We start from the raw sequence: 24278 nt of genomic DNA on the forward strand, positions 1-24278 counted from the left end.
CTGCACGGAGCTTAGTCAGGCATTGAACTCCGGGAGAGCGAGGACAGCCCCAACCACGCCACCGGTTTCAACACCTGACAGTCTAATGAGGTCCAGCTGATCGCGGATCGGCCCGATGTTGTCTTCAGCGTGCGCAATCGCCAGTGCTGCAGCATAAGCGGTCAGCACTGCTGCAAAGGATGTGCTCTGCTGCGAACGAAGGTGCTCATCCAGCTTCAGCTCAGCCCCGGTGGCTGCCCGCCAGAAATCGTCCCCGCTGCCTTGCCCGGAATAGAACGCTGTGACGGCCGCGACTGTATCCAGGTTGCGGCCGGCCGGAGGCACGCCTTGCGCCGCTCGAATGCGGCCCACGGTGAGTAGGTTAATCCCCGTGTAGTAGGCGGAGGGCTGCTTGTCGAAACCGCGCCCGTAATAGTCGAGGGCCCGATCGAGGAATGCTGCGGCCCGGATGGCCCCGACCTCAGTGCTGTCCGACCGTAGGATGCGCAGGGCCCGTCTCTTTGCCAAGCCCCCTGCGATCCCGCATGTTTCGGCATCGTCTCCCAGGAACTCCATGGATTGCGACAGACGGCGGTCGGCCCGGTTCCAATATTCTTCCGGAGACTTGCCGAGACGGAGGAGGTGTTCACCCAGGCGACGCTCCGTCAGCGCCAGCTGCTGGCACCACCAGCCGTACAGCAGCGATTGGTCGCGGGATACGCCAAGATTTTCGAGCCGATGGACCGATTCCTCGTATGCCCCGCGTTCGCGGAGGCGGACCCCGATCCGCAGCATCAGCTCCGTCCGCTGAATCCTTGGCAGTTCCGTTTCGTCGAGGTCGTCGGCAATCGATTCCAGGCCTGCCACGTCGGTCGACAGATCAATTCGACGATGCAGATCAACGGCGGGGGACGCATCCGAACAGCAGTCCTCAAATACCGGAGGACTGACGGCGAAGAGTTGATATACCGGGCTGTCCGGCACAGCGGATTCCTGAATTGTCATGTGCAGTAACGGGAGAAGTCTGCGGATCGTATCGACCGCATCGGTATCAATGACCCTGGAATCGGTTATTCGGTAGCTCACCCGGCGCAGCATATTCACGTTAAAGACCGGGCGTGATCCCTCGGGTCCGATGAGTAGGGTGGTCTTCGGGCGCAGAACATGTCGTGCTCCGAGTTCGTAGAAGGCGTTCGCGTTCTCCGTGGCCATGTCGACCACGACTACGTCGGACCGCGCGAGGCGGTCGAGCATGCCGACGTGGACAATTCCGGCGTCGAGTTGCTGGTCCGCTCGTGTCCAATCGAGATCGGCACTTTCTAAAGTCGGAACCACGACCTTCGAGAACGTCGATTCGCAGTCGATTTGGTTTCCGTTCCGATCGGCCTTTACCCCATAAGGCATGACGACAAACGCGGTGCGCATATCACAGCGGCGCAATCCAGGGTCGAGCCCAAGTACCAGGATCCCCAGCGCCTCGGCGCGGGCGATGAAGTCATCTGTGACGCTGGACGTTGCGTCCCGGAGCCGGGGTCGCACGGCCACAGCTACGATGACGTCGCCAGCGGCTATGTTTTCTGCACTTTTCAGGATGGTCCGATTTGCGTCCGAATAGACCCGTTCATCCTCCGGGTCGCCGTCAGCCACCTGCAGCTGGTTTGGCGGCAGATCATCTAACAGCCGGTCAAACCGATCCCCCCACACGGAGCCGCGATCCGCCACCGACAGTTCCCGAAACGTCTGAACCGGGAACGGCAGCACGATATGTGCCGGAATCTGGAGCTTTGCCGCTCCCTCAAGGAGCAGAATATCGGCCCCGGCGGCGGCGGAGCCGACGACCATCGTTGGTCGGAGTGCCGACATCAACCGGTCCAGCCGCTGGCCGACCCACGCGGAGTTGGTCAGCGGAAAGCGCGACGGCACGCGCCCCGGACCGTCTGTCCGGTTACCCGCAAACACCAAGATCAACGGCATCCTCCTGTCTCCCAATCCCCTGGCAGGGAGGACTTGTCCCTGGCTGGGGGCCTTTTAGTAGCCGGAACTGCTGGTATTTGCTAGAACCGAGAACAAAATAAGCAGCCAGATGGCTATCCCGATCCAGTCGACGATGAGGGCAGTTTTGGAAGCACTACGAGCGCCGGCTGCATTGCCGGTGTTCCACCGGCCGGTGACTTGCGAAGAAAAATAGAGCCCAAACCCGCCAAGGGGGAAGAATAACAACAACGCGACGATCGAAAGCGGCCAGTGCGCACGAGGGCGCGCCGGAGCCGGGAGCGTCTGGGCCTCGAATGTTTTTGGCCCGGATGCTGCGGCATAGGTTTGCGGCCACGGGCCAGGCGCCTCCCTGGCCGCGGGCCGGCTCGAAAGCGCCTGGCTCGCGCGACCGGTGCCCATGGTGAACCCGGGGGTTGTGCCCATGGCAGGCCCCGGCGCTGTCTGAGCTCGACTCCAGTCGATCTGAAGCAGGCGGTCGATCTCCTGTCCGGTCGCGTGGAAGAGGTCGTGGCGATCCGCCAGTGTGTGCAGCAACTCGACGGCTGCATCACGTTGCCTGGGTCTGGCCAGGGAGTCCCGCAGCTGGGCAACTAGGACGCGCTGCTCGTCCAGGGACAGAGATGCGGCTCGAAGTTTGTCGGCGATGCCCGCCATATACGTGACCGGTACGCGTGGCGGTGGAGGCAGGGGATCGGGCAGCGGGGGCGTCGGACGCAATGCAGACAGGGCACTTGCCAGATAAAAGCCTGTCATGGGTCCGACGTTCGTGAAGTCAATAAACTGGAGAGAAGCAATATCCGGCGGTAGAAGGTCGCTCATCACCGGAGCGATAATCACCGGTATCAGTGGTTTGCCAAGCCGCCGCGCATAGTCCCTTTCGCTCGCGGCCGCTTCCGACTCAAGCAGTGCGGGGGAAACCGCAACGACCATGACGTCACAGTTCCGTATGTTTCCCAGGATTTCGTCCCACCACGCCTGGCCGCCATCGAGTTTGCCGTCGATCCAGACGCGGTAATGCAGAGCATCGATTCCTTCCGTCAGCACGCGCAAAGCCGCCTTGTCCGCGCGCGCATAGGACAGAAACACCGAACGCTGACCACCGGGAACGAACTGCGTTTGCTGGGGAATCGTCATCACGCGCCTCGGGAATGCGTGCAGGCCCGGCACACCGGGACGAGACTCTCAAGTGGCGTTGCCCAAGGAGAGATAACCATATTCTGACCCGGCAGCCCCGGATTCATCGACCCTGTGGTTCCCCTCGAATTCATGAGAATCTCCCCTCGGTGGTAACAGGATACGCTCGGTCCGGCCACGGCGACAGGGTGAGGCGGTACTCCGTTTCGGCGGCCGCCGGGCAATCGGGTGAGTAGTGCTGCAGCCGGGAGACTAAGTTAAGAGCATGGGAAAACGAGATGCCACATCCCGGCCAGACGAAGTCCGTCTGACAGTCCTGGTCAGCGGCGTGGTGCAGGGAGTCGGTTTCCGGTACCTGACGGCCAGGCGGGCCGAGGAGCTGGAATTGACGGGTACGGCCACGAACCGGAATGACGGATCCGTGGAGATTATTGCCGAAGGACCGCAATCCGCGGCAGCGGAACTACTGGCATGGTTGAGGTCAGAGGGGCCACCGGGGAAGGTGGAGGACGTGGCGTCGTCAATCTCTCCCGCCTCCGGGTCGTTCAGGAGCTTCCACGCTGGTTAGTCTGCGGCAAACTCACTCCTTGAGAGCCTTCTCCGCCTCGGATTTGTCCACGGCGCCCACGTCGACGAGCCACTCGATGGCGTAACGCCGCACCGCCTCGTCATGGAAGGCGTACCACTGCTCGCTCAGCGCCGGGAAATCCATCAGCGTGTCCTTGAAGTGCCGGAAGGGCCGGCTGCCGTTGATCGCGTGCCACAGGCGGTCCTTGGCGCGTCCGTCGTCAAGGTCCGAAATGAACGTTTCCATGTACTGGTACCCTTCCCGTGAGCTGACGGCCTCAATCTTGATGGCCCCGCGCTCGTCAAGGTCGGCCGCGGATTCGTCGGCCTCTGCCGCACCGTCCTCGGGGTACAAGAGAATTTCGCCGGTCTCGGGGTCAAGCCACCAGGAGGTCCCGAAGTCGGAATTGAATTCGAGCGCAAGCGTGAGAGTGTCCATCTCGATTTGGTCCAGAAGCAGCACGATCGTGCCTCCTCTGCCGATACGCATCCGGCCCGCGGGACGGATGCTCCGTCCGTTCAGGACGGATAAACGGCAGTATATGCACAAAGCAGTCTGCAACAAAGGCGGGAACGCGGACTTCAGCTGTCGAACAGGCCACATGGACATTCTGGGCCATCAGCTGTCGAGCAGGCCGCGGACATCCTGGAGTCCGCCTCGGTCAGGTTTAGCCCGAAGCCGCCGGCCTTGACGCTGCACAGGAACACCTGCGTGCTGGATTTGAAGTCCTCGATCACCTGGCCGCGGCGCCGCATCCTGCCGTCCAGATACTTGCCGTCCAGATAGGAGTATTCGATGCCGGCGGCGTCCAGACGCTCGGCGGCGTTGCCCAGGAAGCTGGCGAACTGGCTGAAGATCGGCGTTCAAAACGCCGAGCCTCGACGGCCCAGTTGGGCATCACGAAGGTCGGGGCCACCACAGGAAGGGCCTGCCGGCAGCACCGGAGTCGGCGACGGCCCGGTGCTCAGGGCTAACCAACACCGGGGGCCGCAGGCCTTCGCAAGGTCAGCACCGCGGGCTCCTAGCGAATGGATGGGGTACCCAAAGAGGTCGGTGCCGAATCACTGGGTGGTTAAATTCAGTCCCTGCGGGGTGCGTCGGTGTCAGCACTGGGGCTATGGCGAAATTTGGTCCAGCGGACGGTTCCGGGTATGAGGAGTGAACTGAACCAGGATGGCGGCGATACCCAGGAACACGGAAATCAACAGCAACGCCGCAAGAATGGACATATGCGGCAGAAACGGGGCTATGACCAGGACGCCGATTCCGCCGCCGATGTGGCCCGCTCCGTCCACCAGAGCGAAGCCCGTGGTCCGTGCCCGGGTCGGGAAGCTTTCAGCGGTCAACGCGTAAGTGGGTGACACCCACAGGTTGAAGCCGGCGAAAATCAGTATCGCCTCAACGAACGAGACCACAATGCTTGTCCCGGCCAGCGCGATGAGGAATGCCCCGATCAGGGTCACCACCGCAGCAATGGGCAGCCAGTACCGGCGTTCGAGCCGTTCCACGTAAAATGACATGATGACTGCCTCCGCCACGAACCCGAAGGTGCCCACGGCGGCGATCACGCCCGCCTCGGGCGGCGGGTACTCCAGAGAGGTCAGGACGCTCGTGAATCCGGAGGCGTAGGCGTAGACGGTGATGTAGCCGATGAACCACATAAGGAAGAGCAGCAACAGCCGGCGCCGGTACAGCGGGCTGGAGAACAGATCCCGGTACGGCACCTTTGAGGGCGGCGTGATCCTCCGGGCCGCATCCTCGACGACGGGTTCGGACAGCGGCCCGTGCCGCTCGGCCCTCAGCTCCATCTGCCGGACAACTTTGTCCGCTTCCTCCATTCACGGCCAGGAGGGCGCCAAGGCCGTACATCCAGCGCCATCCGTTATCGAAGCCGGGCCCGGCCACCGCGAATGGGAGTCCGAGCGGCCAGGCGGTAGGCTCCGTGGTCAGGATCAGTCCGAGCCAGATCCCGAGCAGCGCACCCAACGAGGACATGACGAAGATGATGGTCGTAAATTTCGCCCTGGCCCGTCGCGGGGGCAACCTCATTGATGTACGTGTTGACAATGGCCAGATCCGCACCGATGCCCATTCCCGTGATGATGCGGGCGACGTTGAAATTGACATACCCGGGTGCCAGGGCGTTGTAGAGCGAGCCCAGGCCGGTAATCAGCGTGGTGATGAGCAGCATGTTGCGCCGCCCGATTTTATCCGCAATGGGGCTAAGGATCAGTGTTCCCACCACGTAACCGGCCAGGTTGAGCACCACGGGCAGCGGCAACGCATCCAATGCGTTCTGCGGGGTGCAGCCGGGTCTGAGGGCGATACAGGTCTGGATGAACGAGACGTTGATATCGAAAATGTCGTAGAACGTGAACAGGAAGCCCAGCCCGATGATTCCAATGAACAGGTAGGACAGTGACCAGACGTCGAGGCGCTCCAACCTCGCGACGATCATCTGTCCTGGGCGGGACACAATCTGTTCCTGGGAGCCAGCCATATCTTCCCTTTTTCCTCTTGGTAGAGAGTCCGGCGGCATCGGCTTGGCGCCGCCGAGGCGTGATGCTGAGTCGGTGTATTAAGAGTGCACTCGATCGGCCCAATGAACAATACATCGCACATTCGCAGACATCGCACATTCGCAGCGCCAATGGCCGATAAGTCGCGCGCCCTTGCCGAATGCGTTAGTGGCTGCTAACCTATTCCATATGCTTGACCTGCTGGAGGTGGCAGCCGAACCGAACAGACGACGATTGCTCCAACTGCTGGCCCGCGGCGAACAGACCGTGACCCAGCTGAGCGCTGCGTTTCCCGTGAGCCGCTCGGCCATCTCGCAGCACCTGCTGCTGCTGGCGGAGGCAGGCCTGGTGACGGCCAGAAAGGACGGCCGCAACAGGCTCTACCGGCTGGAGGAGGGCGGGATGAGTCGGCTCCGGCGTGTCATCGACCAGTTCTGGACCACCGAGCTCGACCAGCTCGTCGACGACGCGGCCCACTTCCATCAACAAACGCTGCAAGGAGATTCCGATGGCCTTCGATAAGACCGTATTCCTGCCCCTGGACCCCGACGCCGTCTTCGATCTCATCACCCAGCCGGAACGCCTCCGCCGCTGGAAGACGGTCAGTGCGCGTCTGGACCTGCGGGTCGCCGGGGAGTACCGCTGGACCATCGTGCCCGGCCACTCGGCCGCGGGCACGTCTCGGAGATCGAACCCGGCCGGCACATCGTCTTCAGCTGGGGCTGGGAGGGTTCGGCGGACCTGCCGCCGGGAGCGTCCACCGTCTCGATCACGCTGGACGCGGCCGACGGCGGCACTAACCTCAGGCTGGTCCATGACGGTCTCACGGGTGAGCAGGCCGCCGACCATGCCGAGGGCTGGAACCATTTCCTGGGCCGGCTGGTCGCATTCGGAACCACCGGCGACGCCGGCGCGGACGAGTGGTCTGCGGCACCCGACCCGCTCAACGAACTCAATAGCGCCGAGGCAGCGCTGGCCATCGTGCAGCGGGCGCTGCACTCGTTGACGGAGGCGGATCTGTCCAAGCCGACCCCGTGCAGCGACTTTACGGTTGCGGGACTGGTGGACCATCTGTTCGGTTCTGTCGCCGGCATTGGTCGCGCCCTCGGCGCCGCTGTCGCTGAAGGAGCAGCGCCGTCGTCGGCCGCGGCAAACGGGACATCGGCAGGAGCAGCCAACAGGCCGTCGTCGGCGGAGGTGCGGATCGCCGACGCCGCGCAGGTCACGCTGGAAGCCTTCACCCGCCGTGGTCTGCAGGGCACCATCGAGATGGGCTTCGCCGAGCTGCCCGCGACTATCGTGGCCAGCATCCTGAACATTGAATTCCTGGTTCACGCCTGGGACCTGGCCGTCGCCACCGGTCAGACCATCGACGTGGCGCCCGTGCTCTCCGACTATGTGCTGGGCCTGGCCCGGATCACCATCAGCCCCCAGCAGCGTGCCAGCGGTAGCTTCTCCGAGGCCACCGTCGTTGACGAGTCCGCCGCCAGCCTGGACCGCCTGATCGCCTTCACCGGCCGGCAGGTTTCGGCCTCGTACGGAGCGCGCAGTGGTTGATGTCCAGTCCGAAACCGTGATTGACCGGCCGTGCCCCGAGGTGGCGGGCTACGCCGCGGACCCGGACAACGCTCCGCGGTGGTACAAGAACATTGCCTCGGCGCAATGGCGGACGGCGAAACAACTGCAGGTGGGTTCCGAAGTTGCCTTCACAGCTAGATTCCTGGGCCGGGACCTGGATTACGTTTACCGCATCACCGAGCTGGTCCCTGGGGAAAAGCTGGTGATGCGTACGGCGCAGGGCCCTTTTCCGATGCGGACCACCTACACGTGGACGGACTTGGATGACCGCACAACACGGATGACCCTGCGCAATAAGGGGGAGCCGAGGGGGTTTTCACGCATCCTTGCCCCCTTCCTGGCCTTGATGATGCGTTTAGCCATGCAGAAGGACCCGAAGCAACTCAAGACCATCTTGGAATCAACCACCTTGGAATCAAACAATCGGAAGGGAATGTCATGAGCAAGTTCATTTACCTGTACAAGGGTCCGGCCACACCCATGGATCAGTTCACCCCGGAACAGTCTGCCGCGCAGACGGAGGCCTGGGGAGCATGGATGAGCCGCGTCGGTCCGGCCTTGGTGGACGCCGGAAATCCGTTCGCCGACGGCGCCGCCGTCGTCGACGACGGCTCCACGGCGGCCCCGTCGTCTGATGTGACGGGATACAGCATTGTCGAGGCGGAGAGCCTCGAAGCTGCCAAGAACTTCACCCAGGACCATCCGTTCCTCGCCGAGGGCAACGGCAGGTACCGCCTGGAGATATTCGAGCTGATCGACATGCAGATGTAGACCACGGCTGTGGACCACGGCGTCCCGTTCCTGCCGGCAACTCCCACCCACACGGCGTGCAGGGTGGGAGCTGCTGGCAGGGCGGCACTAGTGTGCCTGGGGAAGCAGAATCGCTCTATTCGTCGTGGCCCTGATCCATGCTCATTTGGTCTGCCGCCGGCGGCGTCTCGCCCGGCGGGACCCCGCCGCCGGGCTCCAGGCCGGTGATATGGCCGTTGACCGGATCGGGGTTTGCCGAGGCACCCGGGTCTCCATTCTTCTGCGCGGCCGGATGTTCCGTTCCCGGTTTGTCCGGGTTCGCCGGGTCCTTTTCCGGGTGGTAAGTGCTCATGCGCCAGCCGTCCTTTCCAAAAGCCGATAGGTTCTTGCGGTGGTGTGCGTTTTTGCGGTTATGTTGGGGTTATGTTGGTTAGTGTTCCAGCGGGGCGAAGCCGGCCTTGTCTACCTTGCGGTGAAAATGCATTCCCGCAAGCCCTCCCAGCATGGCGGCACCAAGGCTGACGACGGCGACGACCACCAGCGCGATAATGCCGGCGCCCGTGAGCTGCCCTTCGTCAACCGGGATCCGCGGGAAGCTGTTGAGGCTGGCCAGGATATTGAACTGGTTCCCTGCAACGAGTCCCAGGATGGCCACCACGACGGCGATAATCACCGCCCAGATCCAGACCATCAGTCCCTGCTTTGGGCCGTTGAACCGGGCCATTCGGCCGGCCACGTAGCCGCCGCAGTAGTACGCGACGAATAGGATGGCCAGCAATATGATGATGCCGACGATCCCGACGGTTTGCGGATTCTTCGACGCCTTGTCGAGTGCCTGGGATGCGTCGGAATTCGTCGCCACGCCGACGGCGGTGCCCGCTGCGGCGGCCAACGCCGTCAATAACACCGCCGTTCCGGTTGCCGTCAGCCAGCCGAAAAACGCCGATCCGACCTTGATCCCGCCATAACGCTCCTTTTCGCGGGCCACGGCACCTTCCCGGCTTACGGCGTCGCTCCGGCCGACGACGCCGTCCCGTCCGAGCCGATCGCCCCGGCCCGTGCGGTCATCCCGGCCGGTGCCACGGGCCTGGGACCGGTCCGCCTCCGACGGACGGTTCCGCGGCCCCGGACCGCGGGAGCGGTCCGAGGCCTCGTCCCCGGCATTGATGCTGCTGCTCACGGCCGGTTCCGGCCGCCCGAGCCCGCATCATCGACACCTTCAGTCTCGATCTTTTCCTTGCGGACTTCCTCATTGACGGTCTCTTCGCCGGAGACGGTTTCCGTGCCCAGACGCACGCGTTCGACGGGGACTGTTTCCTTCTCCACCACCGGACGCTCCTCGTGCAACGTGACCTGATGCTCGTCTTCGGTAAGGTCGGGACCGCCTAGAGCATCGCCGCGGTTGGCCTCGGTTATGGGCTCCCTCTCGATCCTGACCTCTTCACGGCTGACGGGCACGGTTTTGGTGACGTTTTCGGTGACGATGTACTTGCGGAGCCTGGCGCGGCCGGTCTCCCGTTGTTCCGTGCCGACCCGAAGCTGCTCCTCGGATCGGGTCATGGCGTCGTCCGTATTAGGACCGGATGTGTCGCGTCCAGCGGCGCCGGTCCCGGTCCCGGTCCCCTCGACGTAACCCGATCCGCCGGCTGCCAGCTCATAATATCTGTACAGCTCGTCCTGCTCTTCCTCGGACAGGTGTCCGTCGGGATCGACCCGGGGAGCATCCTTGACCTTGTCCTTGCTGTACGGCACCACAATGTCGTTCCCCCGGGCAGAGGCGTCGTCCAGTGGCACGAAGGATTCGGAAGTGCCGAAGAGCCCGGTCTTGGCGGTGACCCAGTTCGGCTGTCCTGTTTCGTCGTCGACATAGATTTGCCCGATGGATCCAATTTTGTCCCCGTTGGAGGTGAGGACGTCGCCGCCGCTTTCGGCCAGACCGGTGAGATTTTCTGTGCTGATCATGATGTTCTCGCTTTCCATTGATGGTGCTGATGAATTGTGCGCAACAGATCCGGCCCCCGTCCGCGGCCGAGGACGCCGATGGGCGTACCGGTGGGAACGTTCGCGTATTTTCGGCCGCCTTGCCGGTGCTGCTGGCAATCCAGTGGATGAAGGACGACGACGACGTCTGCCGCGCTCGACGCGGGAAGGGCAGCGGAGCTGACGAGCGCGTACCTCAAGAACACGGGCATCCGAAACACTGGCCCCGAGAAAGCGCGCCATGCCGTCACCGGCCTGGATGTGAGGAAGTCCAGCATGAATTCTCCCGATGGCTTGCTGCAGCGAAAGGTTCCGTAGAGAAACCTGCCAGTTCCTAGCTTAAACCGGCAGCACCCCAAATTGGCAAGGGTGCTTGCTATATTTTTTTCGCCCAGCTATCCAGTTGCGGATGGATGCCCGCGGGGTGTCGACCCCCGGACTTCTATCGGCTGTCGGGGTCCCGGTCTTAGCTGTCGGGCGCTGCATCCTCGTCAGGTTCCACGATGTCCGGATCAATCGATCGGGAGAAGTCGACGGCGGGCGAATCCCGGGCCCGGGCGTGCTCGCTGGGTTCCTGTTCGCTGCCGTCCGGGGCGCGGGGGTCTGGATTTTCCGTCATGGCGCCAGCGTAGTCCTGTCTTGTGTTGCTGGGAACATGCCTACGGGCAGGGCTCCGTCCACCGGTGCTGCCGGGAACATGCCTACGGGCAGGGCTCCGTCCACCGGTGCTGCCGGGAAGGGGCAGGATCCCCGCCCACCGCCAGCAGCGCAAATCCGGTGCTGGCGCTGACAGCGCAAATCCGGCGCTGGCGCAGGCTGGGGCTTGGCGGTAAAGTCGTGATCCGGTGATGGATCCCGCCGGAGCCGGCGTGCCCGGTTCGAACCGCCGGTTGGCTGATGGTTCCTGCCTTGATCAACAGAGGTGGGTGAGTCGTGGGTGTGAGCGACCAACAGCCCCGCCATCATTGGGCCCATCGGTCCGCAGAGCTGTCCGACACGTCGGGTGTCACCGGAGGGGCCGGGCCGGTATTGGTGGGCACGATGCCCGGCCAGCCGGCCGCCGTCATCCTTAACGCTGCGGCACTTGCCGTCCGGCTCGGTGTTGAATTGGTCTGCGCTTACGTGGATGTGGCCTCCTACCCCGTGACCGGCCGCGGGGGAGCACCGGCCGGTGTCAGGCCCATCGATCCAGACACTATTGACGACGGCGGCGTGGAAATTCCGGCGGAGTTGACCGATCGCCTGGGCCAGGTGCTGGCGTCCAGCCCGGTCGTGTGGTCACTGCAGCTGCTTTCCGGGGACCCGGCACGGGCACTGGGCGTGCTGGCAGCCAGTCTGCAGGCAACCATGATCGTCGTCGGCACCCGGGAGCACGGCATCGGCGCGCGACTGGAGGACCTCCTGACCGGGTCCGTGGCCGTACATTTGACGCACCGCCAGCATTGCCCGGTGCTGGTGGTTCCGCTGGCGCCCGGCGGGGCGAGGCGAGAGCGGTGACGGAACCGGCGCATACGCCTCCGGCGCTGCAGCCTTGGATTGAGGATCCGGAGGCCGTTGCGGCGCGTCCTGCGCGCCCGGTTCATCTGCACCTTGGCCATATTCTGCTGGTAATCGCCGGCGGGATCGGTGGGACACTGGCACGGTACGGTCTGGGGACCGTGCTTCCGGCGCCGGCGGGGTGGCCGCTGCCGACGCTGCTGATCAACCTTTGCGGTGCCTTATTGCTGGGACTGCTGCTGGAAAACCTGGTGCGGCGCGGACCGGACCAGGGCGCGCTGCGGATCATCCGGCTGCTGGTGGGCACCGGATGCATGGGCGCCTTCACCACCTACAGTTCGCTGGTCCTGGATGCCAATGTGCTGCTCTCCAACGGCAGGATCTCCGGTGCGGCTCTCTATCTGGGCCTGAGCCTGGTCGGCGGGCTGGCCGCCACGACCGCCGGAATCTGGGCCGGCGCGCTGTTGCACCGGAGCGCGGGCGGCGGTCCGACGTGACGGTCGTGCTGCTTGCCCTCGCCGGTGGCCTCGGCGCCGGCACCCGGTTCCTGCTGGACGGACTGATCCGCTCCCGCTTCCGTACCGCCATTCCGATGGGCACCATCGCCATCAATCTGACCGGTTCGCTGGCCCTGGGCTTGGTGGCCGGACTGGTCCTGGGCCATCAGGCGCCAACGGATTTTCAGCTCATCGCCGGCACCGGATTCCTGGGCGGATACACGACATTCAGCACCGCCAGCTTCGAGACCGTGCGGCTGATCCAGGGCGGTCGCATCTGGTTCGCCGTCGTCAACGGACTGGGCACAATGGCGCTGGCCGTGGCAGCAGGGGCTGGAGGGCTGGGGTTGGCGGCCCTGCTCTAAGGGTGCTCGTCCGTCCGAAACCACGACGTAAGGAAGTCATATGTTTATGTACTCCGATCTGCGGATGCCTCTGATCGCCGCCCCCATGGCCGGCGGGCCATCGACTCCCGGGCTCGTTGCAGCGGCCGCCGCGGCGGGGGGCCTCGGCATCCTCGCCGCGGGCTACAAAACGGTCCCCGCGATGGCAGAGGAGCTCGAAATTACCCGTGGGCTATCGGACAACCGGCTAGGAATCAACCTCTTCGTCCCGGCGCCGCCAGGGCCGGTTGGCAACGGTTCCTCATCGGATCGGGCCGCGCTCGTGGCCGGCTACCGCCGCATCCTGCAGGAGGAAGCGGACCGGTACGGCGTCTCCCTGCCGGAGCCGGATCCGTCGGACACCGATGCCTATGCCGCGAAAGTCGATTACGTCGTCGCGCACCCGCTACCCCTGGTCAGTTTCACCTTTGGCACCCCGGAACCGGATGTCGTCGAACGCCTGCACCGAGTGGGGATGCACGTGACGGTGACGGTGACGGACGCTGCCGAGGCCCGCGCCGCGGTGCGTTGCGGGGCGGACAGCCTCTGCGTCCAGGGCCCCGATGGCGGCGGGCACCGGGGCACCCACACAGCGGAGGAATCGCCGGGCAGCGACAATCTTGGCGCCCTGCTGACGGACCTCCGCCGGCTCACCACCTTGCCGCTGATTGCCGCCGGCGGTGTGCGGTCCGCGGCGAACATCACCGGACTGCTGGGACAGGGGGCGGCGGCCGTCCAGCTAGGCACCCTGCTGCTGCGCAGCCCCGAGTCCGGGGCCCAGCAAACCCACAAGGACGCTCTCGTCTCCGGACGGTACACCGGCACCACGCTGACCCGGGCTTTCTCCGGCCGCTTTGCCCGCGGACTCACCAACCGCTTCATCCGGGCGCACGATGGCCAGGCGCCCGCGGCGTATCCCGAGGTCAACCAGTTGACACGTCCCCTTCGTGCGGCCGCGGCGGCGGTAGGGGACGCGGACGGCCTGGCGCTCTGGGCGGGCGTGGGATTCGCCGCCTGCCGTGCCGAGCCGGCCGAACAGATCATGGCCGAATTGTGGCGAGAGGCATGCGCCGCTGCGCCGACCGACGACGGGAGCGCGTGAACACCGGCTCCGCGCCCGGGCGATGAGCCGGGCTGACGTCGGGTCGGCATGGGGATCAGGCGCCCCCCCGGCACGGTCGCGTAATATCCCGTCCGTTCCTTCCGGCCAGGCCGTTCAGCGGCCGTGGCTGCCGGAGAGTGCCTCCGGTCCTGCACCCCGTTCGGCCGGGTCGTCCAGGCGGTTGTTGGTCATCCCGTCAATTTCCAGCGATTCCGGCAGGATGTCACGTTCGATCGTGGTGGCCAACGGGATTTCCTTGACGAAACACAGCAGGACGACGGCGATGAGAACGAGCGGGACCATATAGAGGAACACCGGGGTCAACGCATCGTTGTACGCGCCGACAATTACGTCCCGGACCGCCGCGGGCAGGTCCCTGACAATAGCCGGCGTGAAGGAGTTGCTGGCGCTTGCCGCACCGGACGCCGCACCGGGCATGCGGTCGCTGAGCAGCTGCGTCAGCTTGGCAACGAAGAGGCTTCCGACAACGGCGGATCCCAGCGAGGCGCCGATCTGCCGGAAGTAGTTGTTGGACGCGGTTGCCGTACCGACCTGGGAGATCGGGAACGAGTTCTGCACGATGAGGATAAGGATCTGCATGCTCATGCCGAGGCCGACGCCCATCACGGCCAGGTAGCTGCAGAGCACCCACAAGGCCAGCGTCGAGGTCATCGTGGAGAGCAGAACAAGGGCAACCGCGACAATGAACGTACCCACCAGCGGCAGCCACTTATAGCGACCCGTCTTACTCACCAGTTGCCCGGAGATGAGGGAGGTGACCAGCAGCGCCGCCATCAGGGGGATCATCAGGAAACCGGCCTCGGTGGCATTGGCTCCTGTCACCATCTGCAGGTAGGTCGGCAGGTAGGCCAGGGCACCGAACATTGCGATTCCGATGATCAGGCCGGCCCCGGTGGTGAGGTTGAAGTTTCCGTCCTTGAAAAGGTGCAGCGGCATGATCGGCTCGGCGGCGCGCCGCTCCACCAGCACAAAGGCCACGGCTGTGAGAACGGTGCCGACGATCAACGCGATGATGACCGGAGAATTCCAGTCATAGGTTGTTCCGCCCCAGGTGGTGACCAGCACGAGGCAGGTCGACGCGATCGCCAGAAGCATCATGCCGCCAACGTCCAGGCGCGGCTTCCCTTTCGCAACCTCGGGCAAGCGGAGGAAGAACATCGCGGAAGCGATGGCAAGAAGGCCCAGCGGAATGTTCATCCAGAAGGCCCAGCGCCAGCCGATTCCTTCGGTGAACCAGCCACCGAGCAGCGGTCCGGCGACGGAGGAGAGGGCAAAGACGCCGCCCATGATGCCCATGTACTTGCCGCGTTCGCGGGCCGGCACGACGTCGGCGATGATGGCTTGGGAGAGGATCATCAGACCGCCGCCACCGAGGCCCTGGACGCTGCGCCCGATGATGAGCCAGGTCATATCCTGGGACAGACCGCCGACGATTGAACCGATGATGAAGAGGGCGATGGCCCCGAGGAATAAGCCCTTGCGTCCGATGAGATCCCCGAGCTTGCCGTAAATCGGCAGCATGATCGTCGACGCCAGGATGTAGGCCGTCGTGACCCACAGCATGTGGTCAACGCCGTTCAGCTCGCCGACGATGGTGGGCAGGGCGGTGCTGAAGATTGTCTGGTCCAATGATGCCAGCAGCATCGTCACCATCAGCCCGGCAAAGACGAGCAGGATGTTGCGTTTATTCGCTGCTGCCACGGATGGCGAAACAGTCGGTAACTCGGTCATCGGGTTCTTTCTCCTGAATTTAAGTTGTTGCCGTTGCGGTGGGCGTCCTCCGCAACGTGCGGCGGAGAGGGACATTCCGGTTCGGTTTCCGTAGTCCTCGGGACTAGAATTATATTTGCCTTACCGCTCGGTTAGTATAGTACTTACCGGCCGGTCAGTTAGCAAGCGGATGGGCCAGACCAAGGAAAGTGCGAGGGACATGATGGGCGGGGCGGAAACACGTAAAGCGGGGGGCACCCGAGCACAAATACAAACGGTGGCGCTCCGGCTATTTGCCGAACACGGCTATGAGGCAACGTCAATGCGAGAGATCGCCGAGCAGCTCAATATCACCAAGGCTGCCTTGTACTACCACTTCGCCAGCAAGGAAGACATTGTCCGCGCCCTGATTGAGACGATGCTCGCCCAGACCTCAGAACTGATTCAGTGGGCCGAGGAGCAGGAACCAGGTCCCGTACTGCGGCGGGAAGTGCTGTCCAGATGGGCCGACATCATGCAGGACCAGGGATTGCGGATGTTTCGTTTCATCAGTGCCAATCACGTGGCCATGCGGGAGATTTCCCCTGACAAATCGGGGATGTCGGCTCAGCTGAAACGATTGTTCGAGATTCTTACCCCGCCGAATGCCAGCGTGGCGGACCAACTGCGGGCCCGGTTGTCGCTGGTCGTGATCAACATGGTGGGGATGGCTGCCGGAGACCTGAATGCGAGCGAAGACGAAATCCTCGCCGCCGCCCGGCAGATCTCCGCCGAACTTCTCCCCCGGGGCGACTAGCGATCCGCAGGGCTTGACCTTACAGGGGTCGTGATTACCGCGAGTTGCGGATCTTCCGCAGGAATACGTTCCCAGCGGGCCGCGTGGCCAGGCGGCGGCACGCACTCCGGCACGCGCTGCATGAGCTAACCGGCCTCACCATCGGTTAGATACCAGAGGGCAATCGCCGACCGCGATCCGAAGCCCAGCTTGTGCAAAGTGTTGGCCGCATGATTCTCGACAGTGCGCTCGGAAAGGAACAGGCGCTCGGCGATCGCCCGATTGCCTAGCCCCTCCGCAACCAGCGCTGCCACCTCGGCTTCGCGTGCGGTGAGTGGATGCCGCGGCGTCCGTGTCTGTTCTCAGTGCGGCGAGCCGTCCGAGGTACAACGCCACAGATCCCGACGACGGAGTCTGGTCATTGGCGTTTGACTGCATCCGTTCGAAAGGAAGAAGGCCGTCATAAAGCTCGGCGGATGCCTCCTCGTCGCCCAGGTAAACGCAGACCGTCGCATGCCCGATGGTGCCGATTAACCACTCCAGGGAACGGCGTGGAAAGTCCGGCAGGAGAGGCCGAATGGCCTTCAATAGTTTTCCACGGCATCTCGCCTATCCTGCGCGGCCAGAATCAGCGCGAGCCACCATCGTGCGAATTAGGCCGCATCTTCGAGTACGGTTCGTACCGAGGCTTCCGCGCGATCGAGTCCCACCCCGGTGTGTAGGGCAATGGCCGAACTTATGACGAGGTGCATCCAGGCGGCCGATGCGTCTCCGGACGCGGCAGCGAACTGAAGGGCCTCATCGGAGCGTGCCCGGGCCTCGTCAAAACGTCCCTCGAGGTGCAGCAACGATGAATGCACGATCGTTAGCCGCCACTGCCACAGAGGTTGTCGCATCCGTGCCACCACCGCGGTGCAGACGGCGAGTTCGGCGCTGAGATTCACGAGACGCCCTGCAGGGCGTCCAGGGTGAGGAATGCGGCATCCGGATCGCCTCTCTCTGCATCAGAAACCAGGCCATCGTCGAGCTCAAAGTAGCGTGTGTTCACCCAGGCGCTGCCGGTCGCCGCCAGTTGGGCGCGCACCCGAGGCAAGCGCACCGGGTCGCTCCCGCCAAGGAGCAGCGTGGCTACAATGCAGAGGTCGTGAATCTGGGCCGCGAGGGCGAAGTCGGCGACGCCGCGCATGACCGCGGCGGCGTCGGCCATCGCGGCCGCGTCAGCAGTCGATCTTGCTACGTCAGCCACAGCGCAGCACGTGCGCCACGCCCCAGTCGTGTCTCCGGCTCGATATCTGCTGCGGGCGAGTTCGAGGAGCAGCGCGGTTTGGCTGACCTCCGCAGAGTTATCCAGCAGGCTGATCGCGTCGTTCCATAGGTCGACGGCTTCAGCGTGTGAGCGCCGGGCAGTCGCCTCGCGGGCTAGGCGAAGCGTCACCGCGAAGGTCTCAGACGCGTTGTCCGGCTGTGCCATCCAGCACTCATCGTTTGGCTGGCATCGGTGCAATGGAACTTAGGTGGTGAAACCGGGTATTTACACGGATGCCTCATCGCCTTACCCGGGAGCAATAGGAAGCAACCGAGACCAAAGACAAGGAACGATCATGGTGGCAGCATCTGAAGCGCTCGTACGGCCTCGAGATCACCGCTACGGTTTGTTCGGAGCGATAGGTTGCTGGGGCGGAATCGCCGGGCGATGTCGGCGCTAATGCTCCTTGTCTTTCCACCCGGTGTGCCGATACACAAGTTCAGCTATCCGTTCCATGGCGGCCTGGGGTCGGGTGGAATCGGCATCATTCACAGTGGGACGCGGCGCGGATATGCGCCCCTGTTTGCCTCTGGTGCTTGGCCTTTACGTGTTCATTGTGCTGATGCCTGCGTTGTTCGGTCCCAATTGGACGGGCAGGGTCGCCATCGGTATCTGGTGCTTGCTCTTCGCGGTGCTGGGCTGGCTGCTGTGGTTCGAAGCACGGCGGCGACCAGAGACCCGGCGATGAACCCGCTACTCATTCTGATCCGTCGGCGGAGCGGCCTGGTCGGCTAACAGCACAACCATCAAACCGTCAGGCGCCGATCTTGGCCAGCTTTAGCCAGGCGTTCTCCAACCATCCGCCATCGGGGCGTAGAGTCACGAGAATCCGCAACCGAGAGGATTTTCCATGACGAAGGCCCAGGACAGGACGGTCGCCGTGCTGCTGAAACGCTATGGGCGCACCTATGCCCAGGAAGCGGGGATTACCGTCAAGGATGCGCCGGCGCCGTTGTACCAGTTGCTGGTGTTGTCCACTCTGTTGTCGGCCAGAATTAGTGCTTCCGTTGCGGTCGCCGCGGCGCATGAGCTGTTCGCCGCCGGATTCCGGACGCCACAGGCGATGAGCGCGGCCAGTTGGCAGCAGTGTGTCGACGCTCTGGGGCGGGGTCACTACCGCCGCTATGACGAGCGAACGGCGACCATGTTGGGGGACGGAGCTGAGCTTTTGACGGCGAAATACCATGGCGATCTGCGGCGGCTCCATAGTGCCGCAGAGGGCACGCCTGGGCTGATCAAGGGTCTGCAGGAGTTTCCCGGCATTGGGCCCGTGGGAGCGGCGATTTTTTGCCGTGAAGTCCAAGCCGTCTGGACGGACGTCGCCCCTTTTCTGGATCAAAAGGTGGTCGACGGCGCAACCCGGCTTGGGCTGCCGGCCGCTGCCGCGGGTCTGGCCGGCCTTGTCGGTGTCGATGAGCTGCCGCGGCTGGCTGCGGCCTGTGTCCGGGCCGCACTGGACGACGGCGTCGTGGCAGACGTGCAGGCAGCGGCTGCGCAGCGTCGCTGATGAATAACCGCCGGATGGCCGCGCGGCCACGGGCCCCGCCGTTGCCGGCCAGTCAAGGCAGGACCGGCGGTCCCGAACGTTCCGGCTGCCGCCCGACCAGTCCGGGCAGGAGCAGTGTCTTAGGAAGATTCACAAGTTTGTGAAACGAGCGTAGCTTGGGACGTATGGACACGGTCATCAAGACACGCAATCTGGTCAAGCGTTTTGGCCGCGTGCAGGCGCTGGACGGGCTCGATCTGAAAGTTTCCGCGGGCGAAGTCCACGGTTTTCTCGGGCCGAACGGCTCCGGCAAATCGACCACCATCCGGGTCTTGCTCGGCTTGGCGCGGTCCAGCTCCGGGTCCGCCGCAGTCTTCGGACAGGACCCGTGGAACGACGCCGTGGAGCTTCACCGGCGCATCGCCTATGTGCCCGGGGACGTCAATCTGTGGCCGAACCTGTCCGGCGGCGAGGCCATCGACCTGATCAGCCGGTTGCGCGGCGGAACCGCTGACAAGGCCGTCTACGCGGCCAGGAAGTCGCGGCTGACTGAAGTGTTTCAGTTCGACCCGACGAAGAAGGGCCGCACCTATTCGAAGGGGAACAGGCAGAAGGTCGCGTTGATCGCCGCTTTCGCCACGCCTGCTGAGCTGTACATTTTGGACGAACCATCCAGTGGGCTGGACCCCATTATGGAAGCGGTCTTCAATCAGGAGATTGCGCACGCCGCGGCCGCAGGTTCCACAGTCCTCCTTTCCAGTCACATTCTCTCCGAAGTGGAGCAGCTGTGCAGCAGGGTAACCATCATCCGCGCCGGCAGGACGGTCGAGTCCGGCAGTCTGGCGGAACTGCGCCATCTGACACGCACCGAAATTTCGTTCGCTGTCGAGGGGATCAGTCAGGAACAGCTGGCGCACATCCCGGCCAGCCACGACCTCACGGTGGCGGCCGGCCGGGTCAGGTTTTCCGTCGGCAGCGACAAGATCAATGCCGTGCTGCCGGTGCTCGCCACCCTCGACGTACAGGGGCTGACGGTGAATCCGCCCTCGCTCGAGGAGCTTTTCCTGCGCCACTATGGTGAAGAGCTGGCCGCAGACGGCGTGAAGGCGACCGCACGATGAGCACGCTGTCAGTGCTGCTGCGCCAACGCGCACGCCGGGACCGCTGGCAGTTGACCATCTGGATTGCCGGCATCGGGCTCCTAGCCGTCGTCTCCGCCTCCGCCGTCGCGCAGACGTACGGAGATTATGCCGGCCGGGAGAACATACTCCGGCTCGCCATCGCCAATCCCTCGATTCTGATGCTGCGGGGGACCCCGCAGGGAGGGAGGCTGGATGCCTTCGTATTCTTCGAGATCTTTACCTTCCTTGCGCTGCTGGCCGGGTTCATGAGCACCTTTCTTGCGGTCCGGCATTCCCGCGCCGAGGAAGAATCCGGTCGGGCGGAAATGATTGCCGCGACCCCTGCTGCCAGGACTACGCCAACCGTCGCCACGCTCATCCACGGTTTCCTGGCGAATGTGGTGCTCGGCGGCGTCGTTGCCCTCGCCTTCACCGCCGGCAGGCTCGATGCGTACGGCTCGGTCGTGACTGGTGCTGCGGTTGCGGCGACAGGTGTTTGCTTCCTTGGGGTCGGGCTGCTGGCCGCCCGGTTCATGCGCACCTCCCGCGGCGCCAACGGGGTCGCAGCCGCCGCCGTCGGCCTGGCGTACGTCGTTCGCGGCTTAGGCGACGCACTCGGCCGACCGGGCGCGGACGGGATCCATCTGACGCCGGCTTGGACAAGCTGGCTCTCGCCCATCGGCTGGGGTCAGCAGACGGGGGCATACGCGTCCAACAATCTCACTCCACTGCTGCTCAGCGCTGCGCTCGCGGCCGTCTGCCTGGTGGCCCTATTCCTGCTGCAGGCGCACCGTGACAGCGGGGCGAGCCTCCTGGCCGGCAGGGCGGGCAGGGTGAACGCGAGGGGCGACCTCTCCGGCCCGCTCACACTCGCATGGCGGCTGCAGCTACCCACCATCGTCGGCTGGTGCATCGGCGGGGCCGCCACCGGACTGCTTGCCGGCACGCTGTCCAAGCTTGCGGAACAGGCGGCCAGCGCCGATCCGACGGTGACCAAGGTGCTGCGGGATATGGACCAAGGCGGCGGCGGATCAGTGGACCAGTTGCTCATATCGGTCATGTTTTCCCTGGTGGGTGTCCTCGCCGCAGTCTGCTCGACGCAGACGGTTATCCGGATGCGCCAGGAGGAGACCGCCGGGACGGCCGAACTCATTCTGACCGCGCCGGTCGACCGCACGCGCTGGTTCGGAGATTATCTGCTGCTGGGCACCGCGGCGATCGTGCTGGTGCTTTTCTCCGGGGCCGTCGTTTCCAGCCTGAGCGCGCTCGCCGTCGGGGGCGACCCGGCGCGGGTCGGCGATTCGTTCGCCGCCGCCGTCGCCCAGTTGCCGGCCGCGCTGGTGTATCTGGGCGTGCTCGCACTGCTCTTCGTCCTATTGCCCGGCCTGACGATCAGCCTGGGCTGGACATTGGTCGGGATCGGCGTTTTCCTCGGTTTCTTCGGGGCCCTGCTCGGCGTGCCGGAGTGGGCGCGGAACCTCTCGCCGTTCACCCATACGCCGGTACCCGTTGGCGGGAGCACGGACTGGAGCGACGGAGCGTGGATGCTCGTCATCGCCCTTGCCGCCGCGGCCGTTGCCGTGGCGGTTATGCGCCAGCGCGAACTTGGGGGCGTGGCAACCTGGGAGGTGAAGCCCGGGAAGTGGATCCTGGATCCTTGAAAACCCGGAGAAATGGACACAACAAGATGGCAAGAGATGAACAAGCGCTGCGGGCCGCCGTCGAGCAATCAGCGGCCGTTCTGGCGTCGGCGGGGTTCCCGAAGATGCCCGCCCGCGTGCTGATGTCCCTCATGGTGTCCGACGACGGCGCCCTCACTGCCTCGGAACTCGCGCAGCGGCTGGAGGTAAGCGCGGCCGGCATCTCCGGTGCCGTCCGGTATCTGCAGACCATTGGCATCATCAGGCGGGTGGCGCAGTCGGGCAGCCGCCGGGACCGCTACGAACTTCCCGAGGACCCCTGGTACGCCGCGGCCACCAGCGAGAGCCGGGTGTACGGTGCGCTTGCCGGGCTCGCCGACAGGGCGATCGACGCCCTGGACGATCCGTCCTCGACGACGACGTCGCGGGTGCGGGACATGGCGCAGTTTTACCGGTTCCTGGACATACGGTTGCCCCATCTGATGGCCGAATGGGAAGTGCTCCGCCGGCAGGTGTAAGTCCGGATACGCACATTGACGCGGCCCCGGGCACATCAAGGCGTCCATCCCGCAAGCTGCGGAGTTCCGGCGCCGAGCGCTAATCCGTTGGGTTGACGTGACCGCCCGATCCGGTGTGCTGCGGACCGGTCATCTGCAGCAGCATGGTGCGCAGCTCGGTCATCATTTCCCTATGCTGTCCGCCGAGCTGGATAAGGCGGTCAATTTCGACCTTTGCGGCTACGTTCGTGTCATAGTCATGTTTGGCCATGGCCGAGCTGATGGCGTCCTGTCGTTTGGCGGAAATGAGAAGTATTGCCCCTTGCAGACCTGCCAGCATCGACAAAAAAAGGTTCAGCAGTATGTAGGGGTAGGGGTCCCAGGAATTGTTGACCAGCACGCTGGAATTAACAGCCGCCCAGAGAACCATTGCGATGATGAAGGCCGCGATGAAAGGCCAGCTGCCCATGCCATTGCGAAGTGCATCGGCGGCCCGCTGACCCGCGGTCAAAGGCTGCTGGTGTTGGGTATGCCAGTTCGTGATGTCCATGGATCCACTTTTTCGCCTTCGGCGGAACACCCGGACGGGTTGTGGTGTGGCTCCTGTGTTAGGGGGACACGGCTTGTTGAATGTCACTGCGGTTGGGTAAGGATACCGCGCGTCTCTGCTCTCCGGTCACTACCCGGAATGTCGGGACGAGGCGAAGCAGGGGAAACCACGCGTGAGCGTGTGAGAGTCTGGAACCATGATTGATCCGACATCGCCAGCAGCCGGTGGACATCCCCGTCTGGCTGGTCCCCGCGATCCCGGTGACGCGTGGGTGGACGGCGAGCACGGCAGATTCTGGGGGAGATTTGGTGCGGCCGGATTGCTCGCCCACGATGTGGACCGCGGCGTCCTGCTGCAGCTCCGCGCCATGTGGAGCGACCGCGGCGGGACGTGGGGGCTGCCGGGGGGAGCCCTGCACGAGGGAGAGGATCCGGTGGCTGGAGCCTTGCGCGAGGCGCACGAAGAAGCGGCGGTTCCAGCGGCGCGCCTGAACGTGCTTTTCACCTCGGTCTTTGATGTCGGCTACTGGGCCTACACCACCGTCGTCGCCCGCGTCCTGGAGACCTTTGAGCCCGAAATTTCGGATCCGGAGAGCATCGAGCTGCTGTGGGTCCCCGTGGCCGCCGTCGCCGGACTTGCGCTGCACCCGGGGCTGGCGGCCGCGTGGCCGGCGCTGCGGTCGTCCCTGCAGATGCCTGAAACCCAACCCAACGCCGCTTCGCCCCTATACGGGCACCGGCCGGAGAACTAAATTGAGAGTTACCTCCGGACCACGATTGACGCCGACTAGCCGCCGGAGGGCTTGGCGCTCAAGGACGCCGTCGTCGGCGTTGACGCGCTGACGTTTGTCACGCCGGAGTACAACCGCTCCATTCCCGGTTCGTTGAAAAACGCCATCGACCGGGGATCCCGTCCCTGGGGACAGAATTCCTTCGCCCGCAGGCCCTTTGCCGTGATCGGCATGTCGCCGGGGGCGATCGGTACTGCCATTGCGCAGCAGCATCTGCCCAGCATCCTGTCTTTTATCAATTCACCGGAACTCGCCAATCCGGAGGCCTCCATCCAGTTCAAGGACGGACTGATGGCCGACGACGGCGAGGTCACCGTCGAATCGACGGCGCAGTTTCTGGGCCACCTGGCTCAGTGAGTTCGAGATTTTCATCGGCAAGGTGGTCGACGCGGAAAACGCG

Annotated in this window: 29 protein-coding genes, 4 pseudogenes and 1 riboswitch; of the genes and pseudogenes, 18 read left to right on the plus strand and 15 right to left on the minus strand. The window is 64.3% G+C overall.

Annotated elements, in window-relative coordinates:
- Nucleotides 1-15: 15 nt before the first annotated feature.
- Together ACLLJI_RS09230 and ACLLJI_RS09235 are read right to left on the minus strand one after the other, a co-directional pair.
- Nucleotides 16-1953 (minus strand): tetratricopeptide repeat-containing protein, encoded by a 1938-nt coding sequence (locus tag ACLLJI_RS09230; RefSeq protein ID WP_434620596.1) that lies wholly within the window; start codon nt 1951-1953, stop codon nt 16-18.
- A 54-nt stretch (nt 1954-2007) separates the two neighbouring features.
- Complete coding sequence (locus ACLLJI_RS09235; protein ID WP_434620599.1) at nt 2008-3108, minus strand: TIR domain-containing protein; 1101 nt, start codon at nt 3106-3108, stop codon at nt 2008-2010.
- 265 nt (nt 3109-3373) lie between these two features.
- Here ACLLJI_RS09235 and ACLLJI_RS09240 point away from each other — a divergent pair, with 265 nt between their 5' ends.
- Entirely contained in the window at nt 3374-3676 is a 303-nt protein-coding gene (locus ACLLJI_RS09240; protein ID WP_434620602.1) for an acylphosphatase, read from the plus strand.
- A gap of 12 nt (nt 3677-3688) precedes the next feature.
- Here the strand turns inward: ACLLJI_RS09240 and ACLLJI_RS09245 are convergent, their stop codons facing one another.
- From ACLLJI_RS09245 to ACLLJI_RS09260, 4 genes and pseudogenes are all read right to left on the minus strand, one after another.
- On the minus strand, nt 3689-4138 hold the full coding sequence (locus tag ACLLJI_RS09245; protein WP_434620605.1) for a UPF0158 family protein: 450 nt from the start codon (nt 4136-4138) through the stop codon (nt 3689-3691).
- Between the two features lie 188 nt (nt 4139-4326).
- Nucleotides 4327-4533: pseudogene (locus tag ACLLJI_RS09250) on the minus strand (helicase-related protein); the annotation flags it as partial.
- 258 nt (nt 4534-4791) lie between these two features.
- A complete protein-coding gene (locus ACLLJI_RS09255) occupies nt 4792-5514 on the minus strand; it encodes an MFS transporter (RefSeq protein WP_434620608.1) in 723 nt (240 codons plus the stop codon).
- Between the two features lie 44 nt (nt 5515-5558).
- Nucleotides 5559-6176 (minus strand): MFS transporter, encoded by a 618-nt coding sequence (locus ACLLJI_RS09260; RefSeq protein WP_434620611.1) that lies wholly within the window; start codon nt 6174-6176, stop codon nt 5559-5561.
- Between the two features lie 208 nt (nt 6177-6384).
- On the opposite strand from ACLLJI_RS09260, the gene ACLLJI_RS09265 reads away from it, so the two are divergent.
- The 6 genes and pseudogenes from ACLLJI_RS09265 (at nt 6385) to ACLLJI_RS09290 (ending at nt 8544) form a co-directional block, all read left to right on the plus strand.
- Nucleotides 6385-6717 (plus strand): ArsR/SmtB family transcription factor, encoded by a 333-nt coding sequence (locus ACLLJI_RS09265; protein ID WP_434620614.1) that lies wholly within the window; start codon nt 6385-6387, stop codon nt 6715-6717.
- Nucleotides 6704-6793: pseudogene (locus ACLLJI_RS09270) on the plus strand (hypothetical protein); the annotation flags it as partial. The gene ACLLJI_RS09265 and the pseudogene ACLLJI_RS09270, both read left to right, overlap by 14 nt.
- 107 nt (nt 6794-6900) lie before the next feature.
- Nucleotides 6901-7023, plus strand: a pseudogene (locus ACLLJI_RS09275) (SRPBCC family protein); the annotation flags it as partial.
- 153 nt (nt 7024-7176) lie between these two features.
- Entirely contained in the window at nt 7177-7752 is a 576-nt protein-coding gene (locus ACLLJI_RS09280) for a TIGR03086 family metal-binding protein (protein ID WP_434620617.1), read from the plus strand.
- On the plus strand, nt 7745-8215 hold the full coding sequence (locus ACLLJI_RS09285; RefSeq protein ID WP_434620620.1) for an SRPBCC family protein: 471 nt from the start codon (nt 7745-7747) through the stop codon (nt 8213-8215). The genes ACLLJI_RS09280 and ACLLJI_RS09285 overlap by 8 nt, the downstream gene beginning before the upstream one ends.
- Complete coding sequence (locus ACLLJI_RS09290) at nt 8212-8544, plus strand: YciI family protein (protein WP_434620623.1); 333 nt, start codon at nt 8212-8214, stop codon at nt 8542-8544. Before ACLLJI_RS09285 ends, ACLLJI_RS09290 begins: the two co-directional genes overlap by 4 nt.
- A 115-nt stretch (nt 8545-8659) precedes the next feature.
- Here ACLLJI_RS09290 and ACLLJI_RS09295 read toward each other — a convergent pair whose 3' ends face one another.
- From ACLLJI_RS09295 to ACLLJI_RS09310, 4 genes are all read right to left on the minus strand, one after another.
- Nucleotides 8660-8875 carry a DUF6480 family protein gene (locus ACLLJI_RS09295; RefSeq protein ID WP_283559174.1) on the minus strand — a complete coding sequence of 72 codons (216 nt, stop codon included), beginning with the start codon at nt 8873-8875 and terminating at the stop codon, nt 8660-8662.
- Nucleotides 8876-8953: 78 nt separating this feature from the next.
- The gene (locus ACLLJI_RS09300) at nt 8954-9703 is read right to left on the minus strand and encodes a hypothetical protein (protein ID WP_434620626.1); all 750 of its coding nucleotides are present in this window, start codon (nt 9701-9703) and stop codon (nt 8954-8956) included.
- Nucleotides 9700-10485 (minus strand): DUF2382 domain-containing protein, encoded by a 786-nt coding sequence (locus tag ACLLJI_RS09305; RefSeq protein ID WP_434620629.1) that lies wholly within the window; start codon nt 10483-10485, stop codon nt 9700-9702. Before ACLLJI_RS09305 ends, ACLLJI_RS09300 begins: the two co-directional genes overlap by 4 nt.
- Nucleotides 10486-10969: 484 nt before the next feature.
- Nucleotides 10970-11122 (minus strand): hypothetical protein, encoded by a 153-nt coding sequence (locus ACLLJI_RS09310; RefSeq protein WP_434620632.1) that lies wholly within the window; start codon nt 11120-11122, stop codon nt 10970-10972.
- A gap of 216 nt (nt 11123-11338) precedes the next feature.
- A riboswitch (Fluoride riboswitch) is annotated at nt 11339-11417 on the plus strand.
- Between the two features lie 25 nt (nt 11418-11442).
- Between ACLLJI_RS09310 and ACLLJI_RS09315 the strand changes: the two genes are divergently transcribed.
- From ACLLJI_RS09315 to ACLLJI_RS09330, 4 genes are read left to right on the plus strand one after another with little or no spacing between them, the layout of a single operon-like run.
- Nucleotides 11443-12000 carry a universal stress protein gene (locus ACLLJI_RS09315; protein ID WP_434620635.1) on the plus strand — a complete coding sequence of 186 codons (558 nt, stop codon included), beginning with the start codon at nt 11443-11445 and terminating at the stop codon, nt 11998-12000.
- Nucleotides 11997-12497, plus strand: coding sequence for a fluoride efflux transporter FluC (locus ACLLJI_RS09320; protein ID WP_434620638.1), 501 nt, complete (start codon nt 11997-11999; stop codon nt 12495-12497). Before ACLLJI_RS09315 ends, ACLLJI_RS09320 begins: the two co-directional genes overlap by 4 nt.
- Complete coding sequence (gene crcB / locus ACLLJI_RS09325; RefSeq protein WP_434620641.1) at nt 12494-12862, plus strand: fluoride efflux transporter CrcB; 369 nt, start codon at nt 12494-12496, stop codon at nt 12860-12862. Before ACLLJI_RS09320 ends, crcB begins: the two co-directional genes overlap by 4 nt.
- Before the next feature lie 40 nt (nt 12863-12902).
- Entirely contained in the window at nt 12903-13982 is a 1080-nt protein-coding gene (locus ACLLJI_RS09330) for a nitronate monooxygenase (RefSeq protein ID WP_434620644.1), read from the plus strand.
- Nucleotides 13983-14096: 114 nt separating this feature from the next.
- Here the strand turns inward: ACLLJI_RS09330 and ACLLJI_RS09335 are convergent, their stop codons facing one another.
- Complete coding sequence (locus tag ACLLJI_RS09335) at nt 14097-15734, minus strand: MDR family MFS transporter (RefSeq protein WP_434620647.1); 1638 nt, start codon at nt 15732-15734, stop codon at nt 14097-14099.
- A 202-nt stretch (nt 15735-15936) separates the two neighbouring features.
- On the opposite strand from ACLLJI_RS09335, the gene ACLLJI_RS09340 reads away from it, so the two are divergent.
- Nucleotides 15937-16509 (plus strand): TetR/AcrR family transcriptional regulator, encoded by a 573-nt coding sequence (locus tag ACLLJI_RS09340; RefSeq protein ID WP_434621379.1) that lies wholly within the window; start codon nt 15937-15939, stop codon nt 16507-16509.
- 125 nt (nt 16510-16634) lie between these two features.
- On the opposite strand, the pseudogene ACLLJI_RS09345 reads toward ACLLJI_RS09340, so the two are convergent.
- From ACLLJI_RS09345 to ACLLJI_RS09355, 3 genes and pseudogenes are all read right to left on the minus strand, one after another.
- Nucleotides 16635-16814 (minus strand): annotated as a pseudogene (locus tag ACLLJI_RS09345) (LuxR C-terminal-related transcriptional regulator); the annotation flags it as partial.
- Nucleotides 16815-17141: 327 nt separating this feature from the next.
- Nucleotides 17142-17432, minus strand: coding sequence for a hypothetical protein (locus ACLLJI_RS09350; RefSeq protein ID WP_434620650.1), 291 nt, complete (start codon nt 17430-17432; stop codon nt 17142-17144).
- Complete coding sequence (locus tag ACLLJI_RS09355) at nt 17429-17959, minus strand: hypothetical protein (protein WP_434620653.1); 531 nt, start codon at nt 17957-17959, stop codon at nt 17429-17431. The genes ACLLJI_RS09350 and ACLLJI_RS09355 overlap by 4 nt, the downstream gene beginning before the upstream one ends.
- A gap of 685 nt (nt 17960-18644) precedes the next feature.
- On the opposite strand from ACLLJI_RS09355, the gene ACLLJI_RS09360 reads away from it, so the two are divergent.
- The 4 genes from ACLLJI_RS09360 to ACLLJI_RS09375 all read left to right on the plus strand — a co-directional run bounded on the left by ACLLJI_RS09360 (nt 18645) and on the right by ACLLJI_RS09375 (nt 22559).
- The gene (locus ACLLJI_RS09360) at nt 18645-19301 is read left to right on the plus strand and encodes an endonuclease (protein ID WP_434620656.1); all 657 of its coding nucleotides are present in this window, start codon (nt 18645-18647) and stop codon (nt 19299-19301) included.
- 164 nt (nt 19302-19465) lie between these two features.
- A complete protein-coding gene (locus tag ACLLJI_RS09365) occupies nt 19466-20401 on the plus strand; it encodes an ABC transporter ATP-binding protein (protein ID WP_434620659.1) in 936 nt (311 codons plus the stop codon).
- On the plus strand, nt 20398-22062 hold the full coding sequence (locus ACLLJI_RS09370; protein ID WP_434620662.1) for an ABC transporter permease: 1665 nt from the start codon (nt 20398-20400) through the stop codon (nt 22060-22062). Before ACLLJI_RS09365 ends, ACLLJI_RS09370 begins: the two co-directional genes overlap by 4 nt.
- 26 nt (nt 22063-22088) lie before the next feature.
- Complete coding sequence (locus tag ACLLJI_RS09375) at nt 22089-22559, plus strand: GbsR/MarR family transcriptional regulator (protein ID WP_434620665.1); 471 nt, start codon at nt 22089-22091, stop codon at nt 22557-22559.
- 79 nt (nt 22560-22638) lie between these two features.
- Here ACLLJI_RS09375 and ACLLJI_RS09380 read toward each other — a convergent pair whose 3' ends face one another.
- Nucleotides 22639-23088: a DUF1003 domain-containing protein gene (locus ACLLJI_RS09380; RefSeq protein ID WP_434620668.1), complete on the minus strand. Its 450-nt coding sequence runs from the start codon at nt 23086-23088 to the stop codon at nt 22639-22641.
- A 196-nt stretch (nt 23089-23284) separates the two neighbouring features.
- On the opposite strand from ACLLJI_RS09380, the gene ACLLJI_RS09385 reads away from it, so the two are divergent.
- Together ACLLJI_RS09385 and ACLLJI_RS09390 are read left to right on the plus strand one after the other, a co-directional pair.
- Entirely contained in the window at nt 23285-23839 is a 555-nt protein-coding gene (locus tag ACLLJI_RS09385) for an NUDIX domain-containing protein (RefSeq protein WP_434620671.1), read from the plus strand.
- 51 nt (nt 23840-23890) lie between these two features.
- On the plus strand, nt 23891-24235 hold the full coding sequence (locus ACLLJI_RS09390; protein WP_434620673.1) for an NADPH-dependent FMN reductase: 345 nt from the start codon (nt 23891-23893) through the stop codon (nt 24233-24235).
- Nucleotides 24236-24278 lie beyond the last annotated feature (43 nt).

The sequence above is a fragment of the Arthrobacter sp. A5 genome (assembly GCF_051131705.1).
Lineage (GTDB): Bacteria > Actinomycetota > Actinomycetes > Actinomycetales > Micrococcaceae > Arthrobacter_M.

Excerpts from the sequence above, each read along its gene's own strand:
- ACLLJI_RS09230 (WP_434620596.1), bottom strand. The coding sequence starts at position 1,953 with ATGCCGTTGATCTTGGTGTTTGCGGGTAACCGGACAGACGGTCCGGGG.
- ACLLJI_RS09235 (WP_434620599.1), bottom strand. The coding sequence starts at position 3,108 with ATGACGATTCCCCAGCAAACGCAGTTCGTTCCCGGTGGTCAGCGTTCG.
- ACLLJI_RS09240 (WP_434620602.1), top strand. The coding sequence starts at position 3,374 with ATGGGAAAACGAGATGCCACATCCCGGCCAGACGAAGTCCGTCTGACA.
- ACLLJI_RS09255 (WP_434620608.1), bottom strand. The coding sequence starts at position 5,514 with ATGGAGGAAGCGGACAAAGTTGTCCGGCAGATGGAGCTGAGGGCCGAG.
- ACLLJI_RS09260 (WP_434620611.1), bottom strand. The coding sequence starts at position 6,176 with ATGGCTGGCTCCCAGGAACAGATTGTGTCCCGCCCAGGACAGATGATC.
- ACLLJI_RS09265 (WP_434620614.1), top strand. The coding sequence starts at position 6,385 with ATGCTTGACCTGCTGGAGGTGGCAGCCGAACCGAACAGACGACGATTG.
- ACLLJI_RS09290 (WP_434620623.1), top strand. The coding sequence starts at position 8,212 with ATGAGCAAGTTCATTTACCTGTACAAGGGTCCGGCCACACCCATGGAT.
- ACLLJI_RS09295 (WP_283559174.1), bottom strand. The coding sequence starts at position 8,875 with ATGAGCACTTACCACCCGGAAAAGGACCCGGCGAACCCGGACAAACCG.
- ACLLJI_RS09305 (WP_434620629.1), bottom strand. The coding sequence starts at position 10,485 with ATGATCAGCACAGAAAATCTCACCGGTCTGGCCGAAAGCGGCGGCGAC.
- ACLLJI_RS09310 (WP_434620632.1), bottom strand. The coding sequence starts at position 11,122 with ATGACGGAAAATCCAGACCCCCGCGCCCCGGACGGCAGCGAACAGGAA.
- ACLLJI_RS09330 (WP_434620644.1), top strand. The coding sequence starts at position 12,903 with ATGTTTATGTACTCCGATCTGCGGATGCCTCTGATCGCCGCCCCCATG.
- ACLLJI_RS09335 (WP_434620647.1), bottom strand. The coding sequence starts at position 15,734 with ATGACCGAGTTACCGACTGTTTCGCCATCCGTGGCAGCAGCGAATAAA.
- ACLLJI_RS09340 (WP_434621379.1), top strand. The coding sequence starts at position 15,937 with ATGGGCGGGGCGGAAACACGTAAAGCGGGGGGCACCCGAGCACAAATA.
- ACLLJI_RS09355 (WP_434620653.1), bottom strand. The coding sequence starts at position 17,959 with ATGGCACAGCCGGACAACGCGTCTGAGACCTTCGCGGTGACGCTTCGC.
- ACLLJI_RS09360 (WP_434620656.1), top strand. The coding sequence starts at position 18,645 with ATGACGAAGGCCCAGGACAGGACGGTCGCCGTGCTGCTGAAACGCTAT.
- ACLLJI_RS09365 (WP_434620659.1), top strand. The coding sequence starts at position 19,466 with ATGGACACGGTCATCAAGACACGCAATCTGGTCAAGCGTTTTGGCCGC.
- ACLLJI_RS09370 (WP_434620662.1), top strand. The coding sequence starts at position 20,398 with ATGAGCACGCTGTCAGTGCTGCTGCGCCAACGCGCACGCCGGGACCGC.
- ACLLJI_RS09375 (WP_434620665.1), top strand. The coding sequence starts at position 22,089 with ATGGCAAGAGATGAACAAGCGCTGCGGGCCGCCGTCGAGCAATCAGCG.
- ACLLJI_RS09380 (WP_434620668.1), bottom strand. The coding sequence starts at position 23,088 with ATGGACATCACGAACTGGCATACCCAACACCAGCAGCCTTTGACCGCG.
- ACLLJI_RS09385 (WP_434620671.1), top strand. The coding sequence starts at position 23,285 with ATGATTGATCCGACATCGCCAGCAGCCGGTGGACATCCCCGTCTGGCT.